Source organism: Streptacidiphilus rugosus AM-16, assembly GCF_000744655.1.
In the GTDB taxonomy this organism is placed as follows: Bacteria; Actinomycetota; Actinomycetes; order Streptomycetales; family Streptomycetaceae; genus Streptacidiphilus; species Streptacidiphilus rugosus.
On the sequence record NZ_JQMJ01000004.1, the window covers coordinates 2,180,392 to 2,205,585 of the forward strand.

The window sequence follows — 25,194 nt, forward strand, 5'->3', positions numbered from 1 at the left end:
CCTCGCACGCGCCCGTCCGGCCCGCATGAAGCACCGTCACATGTGGACCGCGACGGGCGCGTTCGCGTCCTGCTGCATGCGTCCACGGCGGTAGAGGACGGCGCTGAGGACCAGGCCCGCCACGAAGAAGCCGGCCGACCACCAGTAGGCGGTGGCGTAGCTGTGCAACTGCGCCTGGGCCAGGTTCGCGGGCGAGGGCGTCTTGCCGACCAGGTAGCTCGTGCCCGCGCTGGTGGCCAGGGTGTTCAGCAGCGCGGTGCCGATCGAGCCGCCGATCTGCTGCATGGTGTTGACCGCGGCCGAGGCGACACCGGCGTCGCGCTCGTCGATCCGGTCGGTGGCCACGCTCATCGCGACCGGCATGACCAGGCCGAGGCCGAAGCCCATCACCAGCAGCGGCGGCAGCACCGCGGTGGCGTAGGAGCTGTGCAGGCCGAGGCCGGTGAGCAGCACCATGCCGATCGCGGCGAGTGCCATGCCGATCGGCACCAGCGGCTTGGGGCCCACGCGGGGCAGCAGCGTCAGGGTGGCGAGCTGGGCGGCGACCATCAGCGCGCCGATCATCGGCAGGAAGCCGAGACCGGTCTGCACCGGGCTGTAGTGCAGCGTCTCCTGGAGGTAGTAGGTCAGGAAGAGGAAGACGCCGAACATGCCCGCGCCGGTGATGCCGATGGAGAGGAAGGACGCGCCGCGGTTGCGGTCGAGCAGCACCCGCAGCGGCAGCAGCGGGTGCGCGGTGCGGGTCTGCCACCAGGTGAACGCGGCGAGCAGCAGTCCGCCGGCGAGCAGGAAGCCCCAGGTCTGCGGGGAGCCCCAGGTGTGCGACTCGGCGTTGGAGAAGCCGTAGACCAGGCCGAAGAGGCCCGCGGAGACCAGTAGCGTGCCGGGGATGTCCAGCTTGGGCCGGTCGGCCGGGGCGCCCTTGCGCAGGAAGGCGACGCCGCCCGCCAGGGCCACGGCGGCGAAGATCAGGTTGACGAAGAGGGTCCAGCGCCAGTCGAGGTGCTCCGTCAGCAGCCCGCCGAGCAGCAGGCCGAGACCGCCTCCCGCGCCGGCGATGGCGCCGAAGATGCCGAAGGCCTTGGCGCGCTCCTTGGCGTCGGTGAAGGTGGTGTTGAGCAGGGAGAGCGCGGCGGGGGCGAGCAGCGCGCCGAAGAGGCCCTGCAGCGCCCGGCCGGTGACCAGGATCGAGAAGTCGCCCGCCGCGCCGGCGAGCGCGGAGGCGGCGGCGAAACCGCCCACCCCGACCAGGAAGACGATCTTGCGTCCGATCAGGTCGGCGAGCCGCCCGCCGAGCAGCAGCAGGCTGCCGAAGGCGAGGGCGTAGGCGGTGACGATCCACTGCCGGTCGGCGTTGGAGAAGCCGAGGTCCAGCTGGGCCGAGGGCAGGGCGATGTTCACGATGGTGCCGTCGAGCACCACCATCAGCTGCGCGATGCCGACGACGGCCAGCACCCACCAGCGGCGTCGGTCGGCGGCGCCTTCGGCGCTCGTCTTTCGCACGCCTTCGCGCGCGAGGGCTGTCTGCGACATGGGGTCTCCGGCTGGACTGGGCACGGGCTGATGACTGAAGGTCCGAATCCCGAACGAAACGGTTTCGTACTCTTCGTTGCCAACAATACGCCCATCGAAACGAACTCGTTTCGATGGGCGTCTGTGACTCGCGTCTCAGCTGTTCAACAGGGCGGGCAGGATCACCGCGTCGATGTAGCGCTTCATGTAGTCGGGGTCGACGAAGCGGTCCTCGATGATCTTCCTGGCCGGCAGCGCGCCCACCAGCATGTGGCCGATGAACTCCCCCGCCGTCGCGCCCGCGGGCACCTCGCCGCGGTCGACCGCGCGGGCCAGCATCTCCCGCAGGACCACCAGCACCGGTTCCACCAGCATCTCCCGCAGCGCGGTGCCGAGGTCCGGGTTGAGCTGGACCGCGTGCATCACCGCGCTCATGAAGACGGTGTCCTCCTCCATGTCCGTCCCCGCGTCGGCCATGGCGTGGAGGTCGCCGCGCAGGCTCCCGGTGTCGATGCCGTCCAGCAGCAGCGGCTTGTTGTGCCGCATGGCCGAGGCCACCAGCTGCGGCTTGCCCTTCCACTGCCGGTACAGCGTCGCCTTGGAGGTGTGCGCGCGGGCCGCCACCGCGTCCATGGTCAGCGAGTCGTAGCCGACCTCCCTGACCAGGTCGATGACGTGCGCGTACAGCTCTCCCTCGCGCTCGGCCGAGAGCCGGCCCCGCCCCCCGGCGGCCGTCGTCGTCACGACCGTCAGAGCCCCACGGCCTTCATCAGCTGGCCCACCTCGGGGTTGGTCAGCCGGCGCAGCCACCCGGACTTCTGGTCGCCCAGCGCGATCGGGCCGAACTGGGTGCGGACCAGCTTCTCCACCGGGAAGCCGGCCTCGGCCAGCATCCGGCGGACGATGTGCTTGCGGCCCTCGTGGAGGGTGACCTCGACCAGGTAGTTCTTGCCGACGTTCTGCACGACCTTGAAGCCGTCCGCGCGCGCCCAGCCGTCCTCGAGCTCGATGCCCTTGGCGAGCTGCTTGCCCAGGTCGCGCGGGATCGGGCCCTGGATCGCGGCCAGGTAGGTCTTCTTCACGCCGTACTTGGGGTGGGTCAGCCGGTGGGCCAGCTCGCCGTGGTTGGTGAGCAGGATGATGCCCTCGGTCTCGGTGTCCAGCCGGCCCACGTGGAAGAGCCGCGTCTCGCGGTTGTTCACGTAGTCGCCCAGGCACTGGCGGCCGTCCGGGTCCTCCATCGTCGCGACGACGCCGGCCGGCTTGTTCAGCGCGAAGAACAGGTACGACTGGGTGGCCACGGTGAGGCCGTCGACCTCGATCTTGTCCGTCGCGGCGTCCACGCGCTTGCCCTGCTCGCGCACGACCTCGCCGTTGACCATGACGCGGCCCTGCTCGATCAGCTCCTCGCAGGCGCGGCGGCTGCCCATGCCCGCGCGGGCCAGCACCTTCTGCAGGCGCTCGCCCTCGAGGTCGCTGCCGGTGGACGGCTTGGCGGGCTTGTCGTGGCGGGCGCGGACCGCGTCCTCGACCCGGGCCTGCAGCTCGCGCGGACGCGAGGGCGCGGTGCCCTTGGGGCGGATCTGGCCGACGCCGCCGCTGCGGCCGGCGCCGGTACCGGTCCGGCGCTCGGGACGCGGCCTGGCGTTCTCGCCGCCGCCCCACTCCGGACGGTCGTAGCGGCGCTCCTCGGGGCGGGGCGTGCCCTTGCCGCCGCCGGCGCCCTGGCCGCGGCGCTGGCCCCCGCCCTGCTGGCCCCGGCCCTTGGAGCCGGAGCCGCCGCCGCTGCTGTTCCTGTTGTTACCGCTACGCATCAAAAGTCCGCTGTTCTGCTCGTCCGTCTGAGCCGCCCGACCTGGCTGGTCCGGCCGTCTTCTGTCCATCTGCCGTCTGTCAGTCCACCGCCGCGACCGCCTCGGCGATCGCCTCGGTAATCGCGCTGCCCTCCTGCGAGTCCGCCTCCACGTCGTCGGCCTCGGGGAGGAAGGGGGCCAGCTCCGGCAGCTCGTCCAGGCCGCGCAGCCCCATCCGTTCCAGGAAGTAGTGCGTGGTCCGGTACAGGAACGCCCCCGTCTCCGGCTCTGTACCCGACTCCTCGACCAGACCTCTCTGTACCAGGGTACGCATGACGCCGTCACAGTTCACACCACGCACGGCGGAGACCCGGGAACGGGACACCGGCTGCCGGTACGCGATGACCGCCAGCGTCTCCAGCGCGGCCTGCGTCAACCGCGACTGCTGCCCGTCCAGCACGAACCGGTCCACGACCGGCGCGCACACCGCCCGCGTGTAGAACCGCCACCCCCCGGCCACGAACCGCAGCTCGAACCCCCGCTCCTGGGCGTCGTACTCGGCGGCGAGCCCGTCGAGCGCCTCGGCGACGAGCTTCTTCGGCCGCTCCAGCACCTCGGCCAGCCGCGCGACGGTGACCGGCTCGTCGACGACCATCAGCACGGCCTCCAACGCGGCCCGCAAGGGCACCTCGGGCCGCGCCTCGGGCTCCGGCCCGGCGGCAGGCGCGGGCGCGGGCTCGGCCGGAGGCCGTAGGCCGGGCTCCGAAGGCGGCACCTCGCCGGGCACCCGTGCCGAAGGCCCGCGGGCAGCCGTGGGCTGCGCCGGCAGTGCCGACTCCCGCGAGGGTGACGGCAGAGCCGCGGCGGCGGGGGACACGGGCTCGGCGCCGTGCTCCGGGCCGGTTCCGCCGTCGCCGTCCTCTTCCGGAGCCCGGTCGGGCCGGGCCGCGAAGGCGTCGGGCTCGTCCGCGCGCGTCAGCGGGTAGCCGGGGACGGCCGCGTCGGCGGGGTCGGGGAGTTCGTCGCGGAAGACGGTCTCCAGGTGTTCACCGGGGCGGGCCTGCCCCGGGAGGCCGAGGCGGCGGCGGGGGCCGGTGTCGTTGCGGTCGTCGGTCATGTCAGCGCTCCTTGCCCTTGCCCGTTCTGGCCGTCTCGTCCTCCGGTGGGGGCGGGGGCGCGTCGAACTCGTCGCCGAGGTCCGCGGCCACCTCCACCTCGCCGTCGGCGACCCAGCGGACCAGGAGCTCCCCCAGCGCCTCCGGCTGGTCGAAGGCGAGCAGCTTCTCCCGATACAGCTCCAGCAGCGCGAGGAAGCGCGCCACCACCGTCAGCACGTCCGGCGCGTCCGCCGCCAGCTCGGCGAAACGGGCCTCGCCCTGCTCCCGCAGCAGCGCGACGATCAGCTCCGCCTGCTCGCGGACGGAGACCTTCGGCGTGTGGATGTGGTCCACGTAGACGACCGGCTTGGGCTTCGGCTCCATCGCCTTGGCCGCGAGCCTGGCGAAGGCGTCGAGACCGATGCTGATGACCACCTCCGGCAGCAGCTCCGCGAACTGCGGCTCCAGGCCGACCGTGCGCGGCCGCCGCAGCTGCTCGGCCTCCCAGCGCTCCGCGAACAGCGCCGCGACCTTCTTGTACGCGCGGTACTGCAGCAGCCGGGCGAAGAGCAGGTCGCGGGCCTCCAGCAGGGCGAGGTCCTCCTCGTCCTCCAGCTCCGCGACCGGCAGCAGCCTGGCCGCCTTCAGGTCCAGCAGCGTCGCCGCCACCACCAGGAACTCGCTCGCCTGGTCCAGGTCCCAGTCCGGGCCCATGGCCCGGATGTGCGCGATGAACTCGTCCGTCACCTTCGACAGCGAGACCTCGGTGACGTCGAGCTTGTGCTTCGCGATCAGGCTCAGCAGCAGGTCGAACGGGCCCTCGAAGTTGTCCAGGCGCACCAGGAAACCGCCGGACGGCTCCTCCACGGGCGGGGCTTCCGGAGCGGGCCGCGGTGCGGCCTCGGGAGCCGGCTGGGGTTCGGGCAGGGTGTGCATCGGGGCCTATCGTGCCCTGTCACCCCACGGCGGGGCGAGCGCCGCGCCTGCGCCGGGCCGCGGGCCTCAGCGCCCGCGCAGCCGCCGGACCAGGATGCTGGCCTCGCCGCGCTGCTCCAGGTCGGCCAGGACGACGGCCACCGCCTCCCGCACTATCCGGCCGCGGTCCACTGCGAGCCCGTACTCGCCGCGCAGCACCAGCCGGGCGTGTTCGAGGTCGAACAGCTCCTCGGCGGAGACGTAGACGGTGATCTTCTCCTCGTGCCGCTCGCGTCCCGTCGGCCGGGAGCGCGGGGCCCGCGGCTTGCGGCGGGCGGCCGGGGGCTGGGCGACCGCGTCGGACGCGGCCTGGGCGGCCTTGGTCGCGGCTCCGGCCTCACCCCGCGAGGGGCCGGGCACCGAGGGCGCGGAGGCCGGTGCGGCGACCGCGCCGTGCTCCCCCGCCGGATCGGCGGGGCGGCCCTCCTCCGACGCGGAGGCGGGCGCCTGGGGCCTCGGCTGCTCCCCCGACGGGCCGGCGGAGGATCCGTTGGACGCGGCGGGAGCGGTTGGTGCCGCCGGGCCCGCCGGCTGGTCCGGCGCGCGCGGCACGGGCGTGAGTGCGGTCCCCCCGGTGGTCCGGAACAGTTCGTCCGCCCCCGGGAGACTCACTCGACGGGGCACCGGGCGAGCACCTCCCTGGCGAGCTGGCGGTAGGCGGCGGCGCCGACCGAGTTGGACGCGTAGGTGGTGATGGGCTCGCCCGCGACCGTGGTCTCGGGGAAGCGGACCGTGCGGCCGATGACGGTGTGGAAGACGTGCTCGCCGAAGGCCTCCACGACCCGCGCCAGCACCTCGCGGCTGTGCACCGTGCGCGAGTCGTACATGGTGGCCAGGATGCCGTCCAGGCGCAGGTCGGGGTTGAGCCGCTCGCAGACCTTCTCGATGGTCTCGGTGAGCAGCGCGACGCCGCGCAGCGCGAAGAACTCGCATTCCAGCGGCACGATGACGCTGTGAGCGGCCGTCAGCGCATTGACCGTCAGCAGGCCCAGGGAGGGCTGGCAGTCGATGATGATGTAGTCGTAGTCGTTCAGCAGCGGCTTCAGCGCCCGCGCCAGCGCCGACTCCCGCGCCACCTCGCTGACCAGCTGCACCTCGGCGGCCGACAGGTCGATGTTGCTCGGCAGCAGGTCCATGCCGGGCACGGCCGTCTTCAGCAGCACCTCATCGGCCGTCAGGCCCCGCTCCATGAGCAGGTTGTAGACGGTGAGGTCCAGCTCCATCGGGTTGACGCCGAGTCCGACCGAGAGCGCGCCCTGCGGGTCGAAGTCGACCAGCAGCACGCGGCGGCCGTACTCCGCCAGCGCCGCGCCCAGGTTGATGGTCGAGGTGGTCTTGCCGACCCCGCCCTTCTGGTTGCACATCGCGACGATGCGCGCCGGTCCGTGCTCGGTGAGCGGCGAGGGGATCGGGAAGTACGGAAGCGGCCGACCCGTGGGGCCCACCCGCTCGCGGCGCTGGCGCGCGGCGTCGGGGGCCAGGGTGGCGGCGTACTCCGGGTCCGGCTCGTACTCGGCGTCGGGGTCGTAGAACTGACCGCCCGCCATCTCGCTCTGCACCAGGCCGGGCTCGATGGGGGCGTCCAGCGCGCTCGCGTAGCGCAGCGCGTCGTGATCGGAAATCGGGTACTCCAGGCTCGGGTAGCCGGGCTGCTGCTGACGTGCGTCAAAAGTGCGCGGGCCGCCACTCCCGGGAGCAATTGTCGACTCATTCACAAGTCGTCTTACCTCCTTGGCGACCGCCGTTGTGACCGGGCTTCGGGGCTCTGCCCCCTCCAGTGGGCGGCATTCACCGCACCGCAGCCTAGCAACGACACAGTAGCGTCAACCAGCACACCAGTGATGCACTAACCAACATGTCGATATGACAATTGCTGTCCGCAGCTCTCAGGCACTGTACGAAACCGCCGTTCGGCCTGCGGGGACACCCCTGTTCACTCCTCTGCCGAGGGTGACGTGGAACGGCGTGGCGTTGACGCAACGCCAGAAGGGCGCCGCACGGATCGTGCGGCGCCCTTCTGGGCGGTTCCGGCTGTGAGCGCGGCTGTGACCGCGTCACCGCCTGCCGGCGTGTCAGGCCAGGACGTCGGCCAGCTCGACGTGCGGCAGGCCGAAGGCGTCGGCGACCGCGCCGTAGGTGATCTGGCCCTCGTGCACGTTGAGACCCTTGGCCAGCGCGGCGTCGCGGCGGCAGGCCTCCTGCCAGCCGCGGTTGGCCAGCTCGAGGATGTAGGGCAGGGTCGCGTTGGTCAGCGCGTAGGTGGAGGTGTTCGGCACCGCACCCGGCATGTTGGCCACGCAGTAGAAGACCGAGTTGTGGACCTGGAAGGTCGGCTCGGCGTGGGTGGTCGGGTGCGAGTCCTCGAAGCAGCCGCCCTGGTCGATCGCGATGTCGACGAGCACGGAGCCCGGCTTCATGCGGGAGACCAGCTCGTTGGTGACCAGCTTCGGGGCCTTGGCGCCCGGGATGAGGACCGCGCCGATGACCAGGTCGGCCTCGAGGACGGCCTTCTCCAGCTCGAAGGAGTTGGAGGCGATGGCCTTGATCTTGTTGCCGAAGATCTTGTCGGCCTCGCGCAGCTTGTTGATGTCGCGGTCGAGCAGGGTCACGTCGTAGCCCATGCCGATGGCGATGGTGGCCGCGTGCCAGCCGGAGACGCCACCGCCGATGACGACGGCCTTGGCCGGGTGGGTGCCGGGCACGCCGCCGGGGAGGACGCCACGACCGCCGGTCGGACGCATCAGGTGGTAGGAGCCGACCTGCGGGGCCAGCCGGCCCGCGACCTCGGACATCGGGGCGAGCAGCGGCAGGGCGCCGTTGGCGAGCTGGACGGTCTCGTACGCGATCGCGGTGGTGCCGGAGGCCAGCAGCGCGTCGGTGCCGGCGCGGTCGGCCGCGAGGTGGAGGTAGGTGAAGAGCAGCTGGCCCTTGCGGAGGCGGTGGTACTCCTCGGCGATGGGCTCCTTGACCTTCAGCAGGAGGTCGGCCGTGGCCCAGACCTCGTCAGCGGTCTCGAGGATCGTCGCACCGGCGGCGGTGTACTCCTCGTTCGGGATGGAGGAGCCGACACCGGCGTTGTTCTCGACGAACACCTCGTGCCCGTTGCGGACCAGCTCGTGCACGCCAGAAGGCGTGATGGCCACGCGGTACTCGTGGTTCTTGACCTCGCGGGGGATGCCGACCTTCACGACGAACACGTCCCTTGCACATGGGGTTTCCTCCCGTCGGCGGGAACGCCGACAGGAGCCACGCGCAGCGGCTCTGCTTGCGCGGCACTTCCGAGTGTAATGAAGCCGAGCGGATGCAACAGCCTTCCAAAGTGTTCAAAAGCTTCGGATTGGTTGGCAGTTTCGTAGGCTTGCGCGGGCTACCGGGCGTCGAATCGGTCGAAATTTAACAACCTGGACATTCAATCGAAACCAGGCCAATACGCCTGCCCGACCAGAGGCGGGCGACCCCGCCGGAGCCGGCTCCGCGGCGTGCCGGAGCCCGCCGTTCGGCCGCGAACGACGAGCGCCTGCACGGCATGGTCGAGGTCACTCCGAAGGCCGGGGTGCGCTGCGCGGGGACGGCGGCTGGGAGGGGGCCGGGGCGCCGAGAAGAGCGGCCTGGTCGCGCTGCAGGCGGGCGCCCGCCGGGTCGCCGGCGCGTTCGAGGGCCTCGGCCATGCGGAGCAGCACCAGGGCCTCCAGCCGCGGGCCGACCCGGCGCGCGGCGTCCAGGGCCTCGCGCTGGGTCCGCAGGGCCGCCTCGGTTCCTCCGGAGAGCTCCTGGACCCGCGCCGCGCCCAGGATCGCCCCGACCGAGCCCGCCTCGTCGGAGAGCTTGCGGTACAGCGCCACCGCCGCGCGGTACTCACGGAGCGCGTCCTGGTAACGCCCCTGGGCGCTGTGCGTCGCAGCCAGCCGGCCCAGCAGGCGGGCCTCGTCGGCGCGCTCGCCGCGGTTGCGGCGCAGGGTGAGCGCGCGACCGTAGAAGTCGACGGCGCGGACCAGGTCGCCCGAGGCCCGGTACGCGCCGGCGGTGGCCTCCAGGATGCGGCCGACGGCCACATGGTCCTGCGCGGCGCGCGCCGGGCCGAGCGCGCCCCGGTAGCGCTCCATCGCGCGGGCGTGTTCGCCCGCGGCAGCGTGCAGATCACCCAGGTTGACCAGGGCGGCGGCCTGTCGGCGCGGCTGCCCGGCGCGGCGCGCGAGCTCCTCGACGGCCGTGTGCAGCCCGTACAGCTCGGTGGCGACCGAACGCCCCCGGCCCTCGCCCCAGACCGGCAGCGCCCGGACGAGCACCGTGGCCAGCCGGGTCAGCAGTCCGTCCAGGCCGCCCCTGGCGACGCCCGCGTCCACGGCGGGCAGCAGCGTCGGCAGGGCGAGGTCGAGCCAGGCCCAGGCCTCGGCCGCGCTGCGGAAGCGCAGCGGCACCGGCGGCACCTCGGCGTCGGCCGGGGCCTGCTCGGGGGCGAGCCTGGTCAGGCAGGTACCGAGGAGCCGCACCTGGCGCTCCAGCCAGCGGGCCTCGGCCAGCTCGACCAGAGCGGGCTTGTCCTCCGAGTCGCGCAGGCGGGTGAGCACCGGCCGCAGGCTCTCCGGCAGGCGGTAGCGGCCCTCCCCTTCGTCCCGCAGCAGCTGCTGCCCGGCCAGGGAGCCCAGCAGCGCGGACGCGGCCTCGATCGGGCTGCCGACCAGCGCGGCGGCTCCGCGCGCGTCCAATACTCCGCCGGGCACGACCGTGGACAGCCGCAGCAGCAGCTGGGCATTGGCGCCGAGCCCGCCGTAGACCAGGGCGAAGGCGCGGCGCAGCGGGTCGTCGCTGCGCTGGGCCCCGCGCGGCGGTGGCGGCGGGGCGGGCACCGCGGGCGTCGCCGGCACGGCGGGCGGGTAGGCGGGCATCGGCGGCACCGCCTGGCCGGGCAGGCCGAGCACCGGCGCGGCGGCGCCCGAGCCGGCGCGGACCGGCCCGCCCCAGGGCCAGCCCGAGCCAGCGCGAGGGGGACCGGGTTCGGCGGCGGCGTCGGCGAGGGCGTCGGCGGGCGTCTCGCGCAGGGCCCGCAGGGCGTCGGAGACGGAGGCGCGGGGGCGGGCGGCGAGCCAGCCGCCGAGCAGGCGCAGCGCGCCCGCGTGGCAGGCGACGAGCTCGGACAGCGCCTGGGCCGCCACCGGGTCGCAGACCACCCGGGTGTCGCCGGCGAGGGCGGCCAGCAGTTCGCGGGCGGCGGGGTAGTCCAGGCCGCCCAGCACGCAGGGGCGGACGCCGGGGATCGCGGTGAGCGGTCCGGCCGCGACGGCCACCACCAGGGAGCCGGGCGCGCTCGGCAGGAGCGCCTGGACCTGCGGCGCGTCGGTCACGTCGTCGAGGAGGAGCAGCTGCGGCCCGGAGCCGGCGCCGTGCTCGCGCAGCGCGACGAGCGCCGCGGCCTCCGCCTCGTCGGGGACGGGCGCGGCGGGCCGGGGCAGGCCGAGCGCGTCGAGCAGACGGCGGGCGGGGTGGGGCGCGGCGAGGGAGAGGCGGGTCGCGGTGGCGAAGCCGTCCAGCTGTTCGGCCAGCCGCAGCGCCAGGGCGGTGCGGCCCGATCCCGGCCTGCCCGCGACCAGCAGCACGCGCGGCGCGGTCGCCGCGGCGCCGGAGGCCGGCGTCTCGCGTTCCCACTCCTCGCGCAGCAGCGCCAGCTCGGCCCGGCGGCCGACGAAGGGCGTGGGCGCGCCGGGCACACCCGTGGACGAGGCCAAGGCCGACTGTGCTGACACGCGCGCCGCTCCCGTCCGTCAGACCGAACCGTCAGACAGAGACCGTCAGAAGCCGACCGGAGTGCCGACTTCTGACGCAGCGTAATTCACCCGGCGCACGGCCAGGCACACGTTCGGACCGGTGACCGCGTCCTCAGCCCAAGCTCACTCGAACGGACGCGCGGGCCAGGGCGCGTCCGCGGGCCGCAGCGCGTCGAGGCCCGGGCCGCACAGGGCCGCCTTGAGCGCGGTGGCGGAGGCGACCAGCGCGCCGTTGTGGAGCTCCCCGGCGAGGATCATCGCGATCACCTCGTCCAGCGGGAAGCGCTCGACCTGGAGGTCGAGCTCCTCGCCGGTCGCCTCGTAGCGGTCGCCCTCGGCCGCGGCGAGATCCCTGGCCAGGAAGACCCGGATCGCCTCGTCGGAGCCGCCAGGGGTGGGGAAGATGTCGACCAGCACCCGCCAGTCGCCCGCCTTGTGGTGGGCCTCCTCGAAGAACTCGCGCTGCGCGGCGTGCAGCGGGTTCTCGCCCGGGATGTCGAGCAGGCCGGCCGGCAGCTCCCACAGCCGGTGCCGGACCGGGTGCCGGTACTGACGCACCAGCAGCACCCGGTCCTGCTCGTCCAGGGCCAGCACCCCGACCGCGCCGGGGTGCTTCATGTAGTCGCGCGTCGCGGCGCGCTCGTCCGGCATGACGACCTCGTCGGAGACGATGTCCCAGACCTTTCCCTCGAAGGAGGTGCGCTCGGCCACCACCTCCCACGTGTCGGGGGTGTCCTGCAAGATCTGACGCTGCTCCACGATCGTCGTCCTCCCCGGGCGAGCTTCGCTACTGGTCGACTACCGGACCCTACTCGCCGTCCTGCACCTTGATCGCCGCGGCGACCAGGCCCGCGAAGAGCGGGTGCGGGCGGGTCGGACGGGACTTCAGCTCCGGGTGGGCCTGGGTGGCCACCAGGTAGGGGTGCGTGTCGCGCGGGTACTCGACGTACTCGACCAGGTCGCCCTTGGGCGAGAGACCGGAGAACTGCAGCCCGGTCTTCTCCAGCTCGGCGCGGTAGGAGTTGTTGACCTCGTAGCGGTGGCGGTGGCGCTCCTCGACGTACTGCTCGCCGCCGTAGACCTCGCGGACGATGGAGCCCTCGGCGAGCTTGGCCGGGTAGAGGCCCAGGCGCATGGTGCCGCCCAGGTCGCCCTTGCCGTCGACGATCTCCAGCTGCTCGGCCATGGTCGAGATGACCGGGTGGCGGGCGGCCGCGTCGAACTCGGTGGAGTTGGCCTCGGCCAGTCCGGCCAGGTTGCGCGCGGCCTCGATGACGACGCACTGCAGGCCCAGGCAGAGACCGAGCAGCGGGGTGCCGTGCTCGCGGGCGTAGGTGATCGCGCCGACCTTGCCGTCCACACCGCGCTCGCCGAAGCCGCCGGGGATGCAGATCGCGTCGACGTCGCCGAGCTGCGCAGCCGCGCCCTCGGGGGTCTCGCAGTCCACCGAGGTGACCCACTTGATCTCGACCTTGGCGTGGTTGGCGAAGCCGCCGTGACGCAGCGCCTCGGTCACCGACAGGTAGGCGTCGGGCAGGTCGATGTACTTGCCGACCAGCGCGATCCTCACGGTGCGCTTGGGCTCGTGGACGCGGCGCAGCAGGTCGTCCCACTGGGTCCAGTCCACGTCGCGCCAGGGCAGGCCGAGACGGCGGACGACGTAGGCGTCCAGGCCCTCGGAGTGCAGCACCTTCGGGATGTCGTAGATCGACTTGGCGTCGATGGCCGCGACCACGGCCTCCTCGTCCACGTCGCACATCAGCGAGATCTTGCGCTTGATGGCCTGCGGGACCTCGCGGTCGGCGCGCAGCACGATCGCGTCGGGCTGGATGCCGATGTTGCGCAGCGCGGCGACGGAGTGCTGGGTCGGCTTGGTCTTCAGCTCGCCGGAGGGGCCGATGTAGGGCAGCAGCGAGACGTGCACGAAGAAGACGTTGTCCCGGCCGACCTCGTGGCGCACCTGGCGCACGGCCTCCAGGAACGGCAGCGACTCGATGTCGCCGACGGTACCGCCGACCTCGGTGATGACGACGTCGACGTCCTCGGTCGCCATGCGGCGGATCCGGGACTTGATCTCGTTGGTGATGTGCGGGATCACCTGGACGGTGTCGCCCAGGTACTCGCCGCGGCGCTCCTTGGCGATGACCGTCGAGTAGACCTGACCGGTCGTGACGTTGGCGCTGCCGTGCAGGTTCGTGTCGAGGAAGCGCTCGTAGTGGCCGATGTCGAGGTCGGTCTCCGCGCCGTCGTCGGTGACGAAGACCTCGCCGTGCTGGAACGGGTTCATCGTGCCGGGGTCGACGTTCAGGTACGGGTCCAGCTTCTGCATGGTGACCCGCAGACCGCGCGCCTTCAGCAGGGCCCCCAGGCTGGAGGCGGTCAGCCCCTTGCCGAGCGAGGAGGCGACGCCCCCGGTGACGAAGAGATGCTTGGTCGTCGTGCCGGCCTTACCGGAATGGGGCTGTGCCAAGAGGGGGCTCCCGTGGTCGCGTCATCACCCGCACCGACCCGTCAGCGGGGGTGCCAGAGGTGGTGGATCGAGAAGGGCTCCGAGCGGGGCTCGGTACCAATCCACGGAGTACCAGGGTATCAGCCGTGCCGCCCACCTGCGCTCCGGTGCCCCCTGCCCGGCGCGCCGCTTTCCTGCCCCGCTCCCGGTCAACGCATGATCCGAAGTATTCTGCACGAACACCTTCCGGTTCCGCGGCCCCACGGACCACCGCCGCCCCAGCGGCCAACTGCCTTACCGGGCAGGGTTCGACGGCGTGTCGCCCGTGGTTCGAGCAGTCCCCGAGCCGCACCGCACGGCCGTCCCGCATCGTGTTCCCAGCCCGCTCCGCCGCCTCGCACAGCACCTTCGTCAGACCGCCCGCACAGACCGCCCGCACAGTCCTTCACCGTGAACTGGAGAACCACGTGGCCGCCCGCATCGAGGACTACGCGCTCATCGGTGACATGCAGACCGCCGCCCTGGTGAGCCGGAACGGCGCGGTGGACTGGCTCTGCCTGCCCCGGTTCGACTCCCCCGCCGTCTTCGCCGGGCTGCTGGGGACGGACGAGCACGGCTTCTGGCGGATCGGCCCGGCGGAGCCGCTGCCGGAGGCCGAGGCCGCCACGGCGACGGCGGGCGGGCCGGGGTCGGCGGGCCCCGCTCCGGTCGGCATCGACGACACCGGCGAGTTCCGGGTGCTGCCGCCCACCGCCGCCGCGCCCGCGCCTCCGGCCGCGCGCCGCCGCTACCGGGGCGACTCGCTGATCCTCGAACAGGAGTGGGACACCGGCGGGACCGTCCGGGTGATCGACTTCATGCCGCCCCGTGGACTGCCGGAGCGCGGCGCGGTGCCGCAGATGATCAGGATCGTCGAGGGGGTCAGCGGCCGGGTCCGGATGCGGTCCGCGCTGCGGATGCGTTTCTCCTACGGGCGCGTCGTGCCCTGGGTGCACCGGGTCGAGGTCGACGGACAGACCCGTACGGTCGCGGTGGCCGGCCCCGACTCGGTCTGGCTGGACGGAGTGGCCGAGACCTACGGCCGCAACCTCACCACCTACGCGGACTTCACCGTGGAGGCCGGCGAGCGGATCGCCTTCGCGCTGACCTGGCAGCCCTCCCACCTGGGCGCCCCCGACCTGCCCGACCCCGAGGACGCGCTGGCCACCACGGAGGAGTTCTGGAGCTACTGGGTCGCCCAGTGCACCTACCAGGGCCCCTACCGCGAGCCCGTGGTCCGCTCGCTGATCACACTGAAGGCGCTCACCTACGCCCCCACCGGCGGCATCGTCGCCGCGCCGACCACCTCGCTGCCCGAGGACATCGGCGGGGTGCGCAACTGGGACTACCGGTTCACCTGGCTGCGCGACGCGACGATCACCCTCTCCTCGCTGCTGCGCACCGGCTACCGCGACGAGGCCCGCGCCTGGCGCGAGTGGCTGCTCCGCGCGGTCGCCGGCGACCCGGAGAACCTGCAGATCATGTACGGGATCGCGGGCGAACGGGAGCTCTCGGAGACCACGCTCGACTGGCTGCCCGGCTACGAGGGCTCCACCCCGGTCAGGATCGGCAACGGCGCGGCCGACCAGCTCCAGCTGGACGTCTACGGCGAGGTCGTGGAGGCGCTGCACCTGGCCCACATGACCGGTCTGGCCCGCAACGACCACGCCCACATGCTGCAGCTGCGGCTGATCTCCTGGCTCGAGGAGCACTGGAACGACCCGGACGAGGGCATCTGGGAGGTGCGCGGCCCGCGTCGCCACTTCGTCCACTCGAAGGTCATGGCCTGGGTCGCGGTGGACCGCACCATCAGGATGATCGAGCAGACCCCGCACGAGGGCCCGCTGGAGCGCTGGCGCGAACTGCGCGACACCATCCACGAGGACGTCTGCGCCCACGGCTACGACAAGGAGCGCAACACCTTCACGCAGTCCTACGGCTCGCAGGAGCTGGACGCGTCGCTGCTGCTGATCCCGCAGGTGGGCTTCCTGCCGCCGGACGACAAGCGCGTGATCGGCACGATCGAGGCGATCCAGCGTGAGCTGCTGACGCCCGACGGCTTCGTGCTGCGCTATCCGACCAGCGGCGGCGACGAGGGCGTGGACGGCCTGCCGGGCGACGAGGGCGCCTTCCTGGCCTGCTCGTTCTGGCTGGCGGACGACCTCGCGATGATCGGCAGGGTCGGCGAGGCCCGGGAGCTGTTCGACAAGCTGCTCGGCATCCGCAACGACGTGGGCCTGCTGGCGGAGGAGTGGGATCCGCGGCTCCAGCGCCAGGTCGGCAACTTCCCGCAGGCCTTCAGCCACGTCCCGCTGATCGACACGGCCCTGCGGCTGACCGCCGTGGCCGGCCTGCCGGGGCTGTAGGGTCCGGCGGACGGATCACTCGCAGCGACGACGGACCGCACCGAGCAGCCGGCGGGTGAGCAGCACGTGCCCGCCCGTCCCGATCACCAACGCCCGGTAGACCCCGCCGGCCAGGCCGGGGAACTCCGCGCGGGTCTCGGCGCGCAGGCGCACCCGGCCCGGTCCTGCCTCGTCGAGCCGGAAGACCAGGGAGTACACGGAGAAGCGGTGCCGCCCCTCGAGCACCAGCTCGCGGCCCGGCAGCGCCCCCACCACCCGGAACCCGGGGAAGGTCGAGCCCTCGGCGAGGGGCCGGGGACCGGAGGCGACGCGGTCGGCCGCTCCGACCAGGCCCGCGAAGCGCGCCGACCGGGCTCCCGAGAACGAGCGGTCCAGCGTCTCGCCGAGGCTGCGCCAGACCGCGTCGGCCTCGGCCACGACGACCGTCGCGTGCTCGTCGACCAACGGCAACGAATCGCCCTGCATGCCTGCCTCCATGGCCGCACCGTGCCCGGGGACCGGACCCGTCGCTCACCCACGGTAGGCCCCTGGCGCGTCCGGATTTCCCGGGGCTCCGCGTTCCGCATCCGACCCGATTTTGTACACTGGCGGCACAAAACATTCGCGCCTGACCGGGAGACCGCCGTGCCGCTGCCCATGGACCTGACCGCCCGCGCCCTGCTGCTGGACATGGACGGCACGCTGGTCGACTCCGGCGCCGTCGTGATGCGCGTCTGGGGTCGCTGGGCCGCCGCCCACGGGCTTTCGCCGGAGCGGGTCGAGGAGGTCGTCCACGGGCGGCAGGGTCACGAGAGCATGGCGATACTGCTGCCCGGGCGGCCGACGGCGGAGAACGTCGCCGACAACGCCAGGATGCTCGCCGAGGAGACCGCCGACCTGGACGGCATCGTGCCGATCCCCGGCGCGCCCGCGTTCCTCGCCGCGCTGGCCGGCGTCCCGCACGCGCTGGTCACCTCCGCCGACGTGGCCCTCTCCACCGGGCGGATGGGCGCGGCGGGGCTCGCGCTGCCGGAGGTGCGGATCACCGCCGAGGACGTCAGCGCGAGCAAGCCCGACCCCGAGGGCTTCCTCAAGGGCGCGGCCGAGCTCGGCTTCGCCCCGGAGGACTGCGTGGTCTTCGAGGACTCCGCCGCGGGCGTCGCCGCGGGCCTGGCCGCGGGCATGCGCGTGGTCGGCGTCGGCGCGGCCACGGCCGCCTACGGGGCGACGGTCACCGTGGACACCCTGGAGCAGGTCGCAGTGCTGCCCCGGCCCGACGGCTCGGTGACCCTGCGGATCGGCTGACCACCCGCCGGTGCGTCAGCGCTGGCTGCGGTCGGCCGGGGCCTCCTGGACGACCCAGCCGTTGCCGTCGGGGTCGTTGAAGCTGACGAAGGAGTTCCACGGCCCGCCGGGGCCGGGCTGCTGGCCGTTCTCGCCGAAGTGGAAGATCTCGCTGACGTCCACGCCGCCCGCCGCCAGCTGGGAGTGCGCGGCCCGGATGTCGCTCACGCAGAGCTGGAGGCCCTGGTAGGTGCCGGGCGCGACCGGGGTGAGGCCCTCGCCGATCGTGATCGAGCAGCCGGATCCCGGCGGCGTCAGCTGCACCACCCGTACCTTCTCGCTCATCCTGCGGTCGACGTCGACGGCGAAGCCCAGTTGTTCGCTGTAGAAGGCCTTGGCCCGGTCGACGTCGGAGACGGGCAGCACGACGACCTCAAGAGTCCAGTCCATGACACCACCGTAGGGGGATCAGCGCTGCGATGTCAGTTCGTCGTAGACGCTGAGCACCTGGGCCACCGTGTCGGCCTCCGTCGGCCAGGTCTCGGCCTGGGCCGGGCCCGCCTCGGCCAGTTCCGCGCGGCGGGCCGGATCGGCCAGCAGCGAGGAGACCGCCGCGGCCAGGGCCGTCGCGTCCCCCGGCGGGACCAGTACCGCCGCGTCGCCGACCAGCTCGGGCAGACCGCCGACCGCGGTCGCCACGACCGGCACACCGGCCCTCAGCGCCTCCTGGGCGACCATCGGGCGGGCCTCCCAGCGGGAGGAGATGACGACCACGTCGGCCGCGGCCAGCAGGTCGGCCACGTCCTCGCGGTAGCCCAGCAGCCTCGCCGGCAGCCGCTCCGACTTGATCCGCGCCTTCAGCGCCGGTTCCTCCGCCCCCGCGCCGGCGATCACCAGCAGCGGCTCCTCGCCGCCGCGCCAGCCCGAGGCGGCGTCGAGCAGCAGCTGGAAGTTCTTCTGCGGGGTCAGTCGGCCGATGGCCAGCACCACCGGGCGCTCGGACGCCTGGGCCTTCGCCTCCTTGGACCCCTTCACGGCCAGCAACTGACGCCGGGTCGCCTCCCGGTCGGCCGCTGCGGGGGCGAGCGGCGGGGCGACGACCGGGCCCAGCCTGGCGTCGGTCGCGCCCAGGTCGCGGGCCCGGGCGACCAGGTCGGAGGAGGCCCCGAGCATCAGGTCCGCGGCGCGGGCGACCCGGCGTTCCATCATCCGCAGCAGCCGGCGCTCCACCCCGGTGGCCAGGTTGGCCGAGTGCGAGGTGACCACGAGCGGGATCTCCACCCTGGCGGTCCGCAGCGCGAGGTCGGAGAGGAGCGCCGCCCGCAGGCCGTGCGCGTGGACGAGCGACGCGCGGGCGAAGGCGCGGCGCAGCTCGCCCACGGCCGCGGTGTCGGTGCGCGGGCCGGGCGTCGGGGTGATCTCCACGGGATGGAAGCGGGCCCCCGCGCCGGAGAAGCCGAACAGTTCGTCGGTCTCGGCCGGTCCGCACACGGTGACCTCGACCCCGTGCGCGCTCAGGCCCTCCGCCAGCGAACGCACATGGGCGCCGATGCCTCCGGTCGTGCCGGCCAGCACCAGCACCGCCTTGAGCTCGCCGCTCGACCCGGCGGGGTTCGACCCGGCAGGGTTCGGCACAGCAGGGGTGGTGTGCTCCACGTTCCGCGTCGTCTCTCTTCGCTGGGGTGTCGGGTGTCAGATGTCGGGTGCTCGGCCGCTCGGCTGCTCGGCGCAGGCCGGCCGGTCGGTCGGCCGGTCAGGACCGTCGTGGTCCGGACCGGCCGGGCGGAGGGCCGGGTTCCGGTCGTCCGGAGGCACCACCTTGGCACTTCGTCAGGGACTTTGACAGAGGACCTGCGTCAGCCGCCAGGACGCCCCGTGCCGTTGCGCGCCGCGGCCAGCAGCTCCTCGGCGTGCGCCCGGCCCAGCTCGGAGTCCTCCAGACCGGCGAGCATCCGGGACAGCTCGCGCACCCGCTCGGCGTCCGTCAGCGTCTTCACGCCGCTGCGGGTGACCGTGCCGTCGACCGTCTTCTCGACCACCAGGTGGCGGTCGGCGAAGGCGGCCACCTGCGGCAGGTGGGTCACCACGACGACCTGCGAGGTGCGGGCCAGCCTGGCCAGCCGACGGCCCACCTCGACCGCGGCCTTGCCGCCGACGCCGGCGTCGACCTCGTCGAAGAGGTAGGTCGGCACCGGGTCCGCGCCCGCGAAGACGACCTCGACCGCGAGCATGACCCGCGAGAGCTCACCGCCGGAAGCCCCCTTGGCGATCGGACGCGGCGGCGCGCCCGGGTGCGGAGCGAGCAGCACCTCGACCTCGTCCACGCCGAAGGGGCCGAAATCCGCCGTCCGGGTGATTCCGAAACTCACCCGTGCGTGCGGCATGGCGAGCTCGGTCAGCTCGGCGGTCACCGCCTCGGCGAAGGTGTGCGCGGCGCTGTGCCGGGCGGCGCTCAGCTGCTCGGCGAGCGCGGACACCGTCTCCGTCAGCGACTCCCGCTCCTCCTCCAGGGCACCGATCCGCTCGTCGTCGCCGTCCAGCTCCGAGAGCCTGCGTCCCGCCTCCTCGTTCCAGGCCAGGACCGAGGCGATGCCCTCCTGCGCGTCGCCGTACTTGCGCACCAGGTGCGCCAGCACCGCACGCCGCTCCTCGACCGCCGCCAGCCGGACCGGGTCGGCGTCCAGGTCCTCGGCGTAGCCGGCCAGCTCCTGCCCGATGTCCGCCAGCAGGTAGGACACCTCGCCCACCCGCTCCGCCAGCGAGCCGAGCCGCTCGTCGTGCGTGCGGACCGCGTCCAGCGCCCGCTTCGCCTGGGCGACCAGCAGCCCCGCGTCCACGATGTCCGGGTCGCTCGGATCGCCCGCCAGCGCGCCGTGGGCGAGCGTGGCGGCCGAGGAGAGCGCGTCGGCGTGGCCGAGCCGCTCCGACTCGGCGGCGAGCTCCTCGTCCTCGTTCTCGCGCGGCTCGGCCGCGGCGATCTCGTCCAGGCCGAAACGCAGCAGGTCCGCCTCCTGGGCCCGCTCACGCGCCCTGGTGGTCAGCTCCTCCAGCGTCGCCGCGACCTCGCGCAGCCGCCGGTAGGCGGTCTGGTAGTCGGTCAGCGGCTCGGCGACGGCGGAGCCCGCGTAGCGGTCCAGCGCGCCGCGCTGGCGGGCCGGCTGCAGCAGCCGCTGCTGGTCGGTCTGCCCGTGCACGGCGATCAGGTCCTCGCCCAGCGTCTGCAGCAGGCTCACCGGCACCGTGCGACCGCCCACATGGGCGCGTGAGCGCCCCTCGGCCGACACCGTGCGGCTCAGCAGCAGGGCGCCCTCGTCGAGCTCCGCACCCGCCTCCAGCGCACGCTCCGCCGCCGGGGAGCCGTCCGGCAGCTCCACCCGCCCCTCGACGACGGCCCGCTCGGCCCCGTTGCGCACCAGCCCCGCGTCGGCGCGGCCGCCCAGCAGCAGGCCGAGGCTGGTCACCACCATGGTCTTGCCCGCCCCGGTCTCACCGGTGACGACGTTGAACCCTGGCGCGAGCTCGACGACCGCGTCGTCAATCACGCCCAGGGCTCGTATCCGCATCTCCTCCAGCACGCCCCTGACGATACGAGGTCCGGGGCCCTTCCCGCGACGAGCCACCCTCACCCGGGCGGTTCGGGCACCCGTACGAGCACGCACGGACGGGTGCCGTCGGGGTCCCTCACCGGGGCGGTCTCAGTCCTCGTCGGCGGTGCCGCGCCAGCCGGTGACCGGGAGTTGGAACTTGTGGACCAGCCGCTTCGAGAACGGCGCGCGGTGCAGCCGCGCCAGCAGAACCGGATTGTGCCCCTTGCGAACCTCGACCCTGGCCCCCGGCGGCAGCTCGAACGTGCGGCGGCCGTCACACCACAGCACGCCGTGCGGCGTGCGCTGCTGGACCTGCACCTCCAGCACCGAGTCCGGCGAGGTCACCAGCGGGCGGGCGAACAGCGCGTGCGCGCTGATCGGAACCATCAGCAGCGCCTCCACCTCCGGCCAGACCACCGGCCCGCCGGCCGAGAAGGCGTAGGCCGTCGACCCGGTCGGCGTCGCGCAGACCACGCCGTCGCAGCCGAAGCTGGACACCGGCCGCCCGTCGACGCCGGTCACCACCTCGATCATCCGTTCGCGGGAGGCCTTCTCGACGCTGGCCTCGTTCAGCGCCCAGTCGGTGTGGATGACGCGGCCGTCCTCGCGCACGACGACGTCGAGCGTCATCCGCTCCTCGACCTCGTAGTCCCTGGCCGCCACCCGCTCGACGACCTTCTGCAGGTCGTCCCGCTCGGCCTCGGCCAGGAACCCGACCCGGCCCAGGTTCACCCCGAGCATCGGCACGCCGAACTCACGGGCGAGCTCCGCCCCGCGCAGCAGCGTCCCGTCGCCGCCCAGCACCAGGATCAGCTCGCAGCCCTCACCCGCGGCGGGCCCGGTCGGCACGGCCTCGACGCCTTCAGGGAAGCCCATGTCCGGTGCCTCGGCGGCGAGCACGCGGAGCTTGATGCCCTCCTTGAGCAGCCCCTCGATCAGGCACTCGACGCTCTGCAGCGCGGCTTCACGGCCGGTGTGCGCAAGCAGGAAGACGATGCGCTCGGCCGGGCCTGACCCGGCCGCGCCGGGCGCGGCGGAGGGCCAGGCCGACGCCGTGGGCGCGGACGACGACGGGGCGAGCGAAGACGGGGCGGACAGGTCAGGCATGGGCTCCTCCAGCGCGGGCCCGGACGTCCTCGGCCGGACCGCGCCTCCCCCTCGTGGACGATCGTGACGGCGACAGCTGTCAGGGACGCACTTCGACCCTACCCGCAGGCACGGCTTCTCCCCGGGTCTGATTCCGGACCTTCGCCTTCGGGCGGACTACTGGGGTCCCTCCGCCACGGCGCGCGCGGCCTCGGCCGGGTCCAGTGGCGGCGCGTCGCGCCGGAACCAGAGGAAGTACTCGACGTTGCCGGACGGACCGGGCAGCGGACTCGCCGTCACCGCCCGCACGCCCAGACCGAGCTCGGCGCCCTGGGCGGCCACCTTCTCGATCATCTCCTGGCGCAGCTGCGGGCTGCGCACCACGCCGCCGCTGCCCAGCCGGTCCTTGCCGACCTCGAACTGCGGCTTGACCATCAGAACCAGGTCGCCGTCCTCGCGGGTCACGGCGGCCAGCGCCGGGAGCACCAGGCCGAGCGGGATGAAGGAGAGGTCGCTGACGACCAGGTCCACCGCCTCGTCCCCGATCTGCTCCAGGGTGAGCTCGCGGACGTTGGTCCGGTCCATGACCACGACGCGGTCGTCGCTCTGCAGCGACCACGCCAGCTGGCCGTAGCCGACGTCGACGGCCAGCACCCGGCGCACGCCCGCCCGCAGCAGCACGTCGGTGAACCCGCCGGTGGACGCGCCCGCGTCCAGGCAGAGCCGCCCCTGAACGGCGAGGCCCTGCGGGGTGAACGCGGCCAGCGCCCCGGCGAGCTTGTGCCCGCCGCGGGAGACGTAGTCGGGGTCGTTGTCGTCCTTCGCGACGACGACGGCGGCGGCCGTCTCGACCTGGGTGGCCGGCTTCGTCGCCACCGTCCCGCCCACGGTCACCCGCCCCGCCGCGATCAGCTCGCTGGCGTGCTCGCGCGAGCGTGCCAGCTTGCGACGGACCAACTCGGCGTCCAGACGGCGTCGTGCGACTGCCACGTACGGTTCAGCTCCTGCCCAGTGCGTTCAACGGCGTGGGCGCCTGCCCCGACCGTTCCTCCAACCCCGCGAGCGTATCCCGCAGCAGCTCGTGCACCTCCCCGTACACCCCCGACCGCGCCTCCCCGGGCACCTCCCCGATCGCCGCCAGCCGCGCGAGCGCCCGGTCGACGGCGGCGTGCCCGGTCTCGACGACCGGCGGCAACGGCGCGGCGGCGGGCGCTGCGGGCACCGGCGCAGGCGCGGAGTGCGTCGTCGCGGGCGCGGTGTGCGTAGGCGCGGCTGCGGGTGCAGGCCGGCCGTGCGGCGCGGCGGGCACCGGCCCAGGCGCAGGCGTGGAGGGCGTCGGCGCAGCCACGGGTGCCGTCCCACTGTGCAGCGGCGCGGCGGGCACCGGCGCAGCGACAGGTGCATTCCCGCCGTGCAGCGCGGAGGGCGTCGGCGCGGCGAAGGGTGCCGTAACGCCGTGCAGCGGCGCCGCCACGGGGGCGGGCGGCACCGATGCGGCAAAGGGTGCTGTCTCGCCGTGCGGCGCGGCCGGTGCCGGTGCGGCGACGAATGCGGCCCCGCCGTGGAGCGGCGCGGGCGCGCCGTGCGCAGGCGCGGGTCCTGGGAGGGGCGGCCGCGGCGCGTCGGTCTGGCGCTGCTGGTCGGCGGACGGTGCGGCTTCACCCTCCGGCTGACCCGTAGTCCCCGGCCCAGGCGTCGGCGCGGGCCCGACCGCAGGCGAGGGGGCGGCGTCCTCGGCCGCAGGCCGCGGGGCGGACGGCATCGCCGTGGGCGCGGCATCGTCGACGCCGGATGCGGCGGCGACAGCCGCGTGCGCCGGCGCGGCCAGGGGACGGCGCCCGGCGCCGCGGAACATCTGGGCAGGCGTCGGCCGCGACGGATCGGCGGCGTCGGCGTTGCCCTCGCCGGCACGCGGCTCGGACGCGCCCGGCCAGGTCGGATCAGTCATCGGATGACGTGGGCCGGGCCGTGGACTTCTTCGCCGGGGCCTTCTTGGCGGGCGTCTTCTTCGCGGCGGCCTTGGTCGCGGTCGCCTTGGCCACGGTGGCCTTGCTCGTGGCCGGCTTCTTCGCGGGGCCGTCTTCGCCGCGGTCGCGTCGGCCACCGTCCCGGTAACCGGAGGCTTCGTCGCCGGTGTCTTCTTGGGCGCCGGGGTGGTCTTCTTCGCTGCGGGGGTCTTCTTCGCCGGGGCAGCGGTCTTCGCGGTCTTCGCCGTCTTCTTGGCGGGAGCCGTCTTCTTCGCGGGGGCCGTCTTCTTCGCGGGGGCCGTCTTCTTCGCGGGGGCCGTCTTCTTCGCGGGAGCCTGCTCCTCGGCCGCAGGCGCGGCCTCCGGCCGCGAGGGCTCCGCCGTCCGCTCGCGCATCGCGGGAACCGCTGCCGCGCGCCGCGCCGCCGCCGCGGCCGCGTCGGGGTCCTCGTCGACAACGACGCGCACCGGGCGCGGGCGTTCCTCCGTACGGGGGAACGCCTCCTCCGCGCGGGTGGGGGCGGGTTCGGTGGTCTGCTCCCCGCCGCCGCCCTGGAGCTGGCGCAGCTGCCGCTCAAGGAACTCGAGGACCACGCCCGCCTGCACGACGCCGTCGCCCAGTCGGCGCCACGCCTTCTCGCCCTCGGCGCGGGCCCGCTCGACCACCTCGTCCGCGAGCTCGCGGACCTGCGGCGGCAGCTTCCCGCGTACCTCCTCCGCCACGCCGGTCGCGACACCCGTGGCGATCTTCACGTAGTCGCGAACCATCTCGCGCATCCCGCCCTCGTCCACACGTCCCTCCACTGCTCGCCTTGCTCCGACGCTACCGCCTCCACCGCCGCCGCGGTGGCCCGGCGCTGCGGTACGGTCGGTCGGAGGTTCCCCCACCGCCGCCGGCCCAGTCCGGACACGCCCAGCAAGGAGCACCGCCCCGGATGGCCACCGCGCTCGAGTGCCGCGAAGCACTGACCACCTTCAGCGAGAACCTCGGCAAGGCCTCCGGCAACGCCCACGCCGCCGCCCAGCTGGACCGCTCGCTGAGCTGCTGGATCACCGACCTGGACGTCACCTTCACCGGACGGCTCCGCGACGGCCGGATCCAGGAGCTGGTCGAGGCCCCGGGCCGGCCCGCCGCCAAGGCGCAGATCAGGCTCGCGCTCGCGGGCGACGACCTGGTCGCGATGGTCGACGGCTCGCTCCACTTCGCCAAGGCCTGGGGCTCCGGCCGGGTGAAGGTGGAGGCGAGCATCCTCGACCTGCTCAAGCTGCGCAGCCTGCTCTGACGCTGTTCCCCCGGGC

Annotated in this window: 21 protein-coding genes; 3 read left to right on the top strand and 18 right to left on the bottom strand. The window is 73.6% G+C overall.

The features are described from left to right. Positions 1-36 precede the first annotated feature (36 nt). From BS83_RS19005 to BS83_RS19055, 11 genes are all read right to left on the bottom strand, one after another. On the bottom strand, positions 37-1,533 hold the full coding sequence (locus BS83_RS19005) for an MFS transporter (RefSeq protein ID WP_037604927.1): 1,497 nt from the start codon (positions 1,531-1,533) through the stop codon (positions 37-39). Positions 1,534-1,668: 135 nt separating this feature from the next. Further along, positions 1,669-2,256, bottom strand: coding sequence for a TetR/AcrR family transcriptional regulator (locus BS83_RS19010; protein ID WP_037604928.1), 588 nt, complete (start codon positions 2,254-2,256; stop codon positions 1,669-1,671). A gap of 5 nt (positions 2,257-2,261) precedes the next feature. Beyond that, positions 2,262-3,326 (bottom strand): pseudouridine synthase, encoded by a 1,065-nt coding sequence (locus BS83_RS19015; protein ID WP_037604929.1) that lies wholly within the window; start codon positions 3,324-3,326, stop codon positions 2,262-2,264. Positions 3,327-3,405: 79 nt separating this feature from the next. Beyond that, positions 3,406-4,080, bottom strand: coding sequence for an SMC-Scp complex subunit ScpB (scpB, locus tag BS83_RS19020; RefSeq protein WP_051945449.1), 675 nt, complete (start codon positions 4,078-4,080; stop codon positions 3,406-3,408). Between the two features lie 343 nt (positions 4,081-4,423). Next, positions 4,424-5,338, bottom strand: a complete 915-nt coding sequence (locus BS83_RS19025; RefSeq protein WP_051943338.1) for a segregation and condensation protein A — start codon at positions 5,336-5,338, stop codon at positions 4,424-4,426. A 66-nt stretch (positions 5,339-5,404) separates the two neighbouring features. Continuing rightward, the gene (locus tag BS83_RS19030; protein WP_084713679.1) at positions 5,405-6,001 is read right to left on the bottom strand and encodes a hypothetical protein; all 597 of its coding nucleotides are present in this window, start codon (positions 5,999-6,001) and stop codon (positions 5,405-5,407) included. Then, positions 5,986-6,924: a ParA family protein gene (locus BS83_RS19035; RefSeq protein WP_037609391.1), complete on the bottom strand. Its 939-nt coding sequence runs from the start codon at positions 6,922-6,924 to the stop codon at positions 5,986-5,988. The genes BS83_RS19030 and BS83_RS19035 overlap by 16 nt, the downstream gene beginning before the upstream one ends. A 525-nt stretch (positions 6,925-7,449) precedes the next feature. Beyond that, positions 7,450-8,565 (bottom strand): alanine dehydrogenase, encoded by a 1,116-nt coding sequence (gene ald, locus BS83_RS19040; RefSeq protein WP_037609392.1) that lies wholly within the window; start codon positions 8,563-8,565, stop codon positions 7,450-7,452. A gap of 348 nt (positions 8,566-8,913) precedes the next feature. Then, on the bottom strand, positions 8,914-11,118 hold the full coding sequence (locus BS83_RS48350; protein ID WP_157597237.1) for a tetratricopeptide repeat protein: 2,205 nt from the start codon (positions 11,116-11,118) through the stop codon (positions 8,914-8,916). A 144-nt stretch (positions 11,119-11,262) separates the two neighbouring features. After that, on the bottom strand, positions 11,263-11,898 hold the full coding sequence (locus BS83_RS19050; protein WP_232248420.1) for an NUDIX domain-containing protein: 636 nt from the start codon (positions 11,896-11,898) through the stop codon (positions 11,263-11,265). Positions 11,899-11,947: 49 nt separating this feature from the next. Continuing rightward, positions 11,948-13,609, bottom strand: coding sequence for a CTP synthase (locus BS83_RS19055; protein ID WP_037604931.1), 1,662 nt, complete (start codon positions 13,607-13,609; stop codon positions 11,948-11,950). A 446-nt stretch (positions 13,610-14,055) separates the two neighbouring features. On the opposite strand from BS83_RS19055, the gene BS83_RS19060 reads away from it, so the two are divergent. Further along, entirely contained in the window at positions 14,056-15,993 is a 1,938-nt protein-coding gene (locus BS83_RS19060; protein ID WP_037604932.1) for a glycoside hydrolase family 15 protein, read from the top strand. 15 nt (positions 15,994-16,008) lie between these two features. Here BS83_RS19060 and BS83_RS19065 read toward each other — a convergent pair whose 3' ends face one another. After that, complete coding sequence (locus BS83_RS19065; protein ID WP_037604933.1) at positions 16,009-16,458, bottom strand: hypothetical protein; 450 nt, start codon at positions 16,456-16,458, stop codon at positions 16,009-16,011. Between the two features lie 171 nt (positions 16,459-16,629). On the opposite strand from BS83_RS19065, the gene BS83_RS19070 reads away from it, so the two are divergent. Further along, complete coding sequence (locus BS83_RS19070) at positions 16,630-17,277, top strand: HAD-IA family hydrolase (RefSeq protein WP_037609395.1); 648 nt, start codon at positions 16,630-16,632, stop codon at positions 17,275-17,277. A 15-nt stretch (positions 17,278-17,292) separates the two neighbouring features. Here BS83_RS19070 and BS83_RS19075 read toward each other — a convergent pair whose 3' ends face one another. From BS83_RS19075 to BS83_RS45520, 6 genes are all read right to left on the bottom strand, one after another. Then, entirely contained in the window at positions 17,293-17,706 is a 414-nt protein-coding gene (locus BS83_RS19075; RefSeq protein ID WP_037604934.1) for a VOC family protein, read from the bottom strand. Positions 17,707-17,724: 18 nt separating this feature from the next. After that, a complete protein-coding gene (locus BS83_RS19080; RefSeq protein WP_232248421.1) occupies positions 17,725-18,912 on the bottom strand; it encodes a glycosyltransferase family 4 protein in 1,188 nt (395 codons plus the stop codon). 200 nt (positions 18,913-19,112) lie between these two features. Continuing rightward, complete coding sequence (recN, locus tag BS83_RS19085) at positions 19,113-20,843, bottom strand: DNA repair protein RecN (RefSeq protein WP_037609396.1); 1,731 nt, start codon at positions 20,841-20,843, stop codon at positions 19,113-19,115. A gap of 108 nt (positions 20,844-20,951) precedes the next feature. After that, on the bottom strand, positions 20,952-21,950 hold the full coding sequence (locus BS83_RS19090; protein ID WP_084713681.1) for an NAD kinase: 999 nt from the start codon (positions 21,948-21,950) through the stop codon (positions 20,952-20,954). Positions 21,951-22,106: 156 nt separating this feature from the next. Continuing rightward, on the bottom strand, positions 22,107-22,919 hold the full coding sequence (locus BS83_RS19095; RefSeq protein WP_037604936.1) for a TlyA family RNA methyltransferase: 813 nt from the start codon (positions 22,917-22,919) through the stop codon (positions 22,107-22,109). 7 nt (positions 22,920-22,926) lie between these two features. Then, a complete protein-coding gene (locus BS83_RS45520) occupies positions 22,927-24,672 on the bottom strand; it encodes a hypothetical protein (RefSeq protein WP_157597238.1) in 1,746 nt (581 codons plus the stop codon). Between the two features lie 158 nt (positions 24,673-24,830). On the opposite strand from BS83_RS45520, the gene BS83_RS19110 reads away from it, so the two are divergent. Beyond that, positions 24,831-25,178, top strand: coding sequence for a sterol-binding protein (locus tag BS83_RS19110; RefSeq protein WP_037604937.1), 348 nt, complete (start codon positions 24,831-24,833; stop codon positions 25,176-25,178). Positions 25,179-25,194: the final 16 nt, after the last annotated feature.

Excerpts from the sequence above, each read along its gene's own strand:
- BS83_RS19005 (WP_037604927.1), bottom strand. The coding sequence starts at position 1,533 with ATGTCGCAGACAGCCCTCGCGCGCGAAGGCGTGCGAAAGACGAGCGCC.
- BS83_RS19015 (WP_037604929.1), bottom strand. The coding sequence starts at position 3,326 with ATGCGTAGCGGTAACAACAGGAACAGCAGCGGCGGCGGCTCCGGCTCC.
- BS83_RS19025 (WP_051943338.1), bottom strand. The coding sequence starts at position 5,338 with ATGCACACCCTGCCCGAACCCCAGCCGGCTCCCGAGGCCGCACCGCGG.
- BS83_RS19035 (WP_037609391.1), bottom strand. The coding sequence starts at position 6,924 with ATGGCGGGCGGTCAGTTCTACGACCCCGACGCCGAGTACGAGCCGGAC.
- BS83_RS19065 (WP_037604933.1), bottom strand. The coding sequence starts at position 16,458 with ATGCAGGGCGATTCGTTGCCGTTGGTCGACGAGCACGCGACGGTCGTC.
- BS83_RS19070 (WP_037609395.1), top strand. The coding sequence starts at position 16,630 with ATGGACCTGACCGCCCGCGCCCTGCTGCTGGACATGGACGGCACGCTG.
- BS83_RS19075 (WP_037604934.1), bottom strand. The coding sequence starts at position 17,706 with ATGGACTGGACTCTTGAGGTCGTCGTGCTGCCCGTCTCCGACGTCGAC.
- BS83_RS19090 (WP_084713681.1), bottom strand. The coding sequence starts at position 21,950 with ATGCCTGACCTGTCCGCCCCGTCTTCGCTCGCCCCGTCGTCGTCCGCG.
- BS83_RS45520 (WP_157597238.1), bottom strand. The coding sequence starts at position 24,672 with ATGCGCGAGATGGTTCGCGACTACGTGAAGATCGCCACGGGTGTCGCG.
- BS83_RS19110 (WP_037604937.1), top strand. The coding sequence starts at position 24,831 with ATGGCCACCGCGCTCGAGTGCCGCGAAGCACTGACCACCTTCAGCGAG.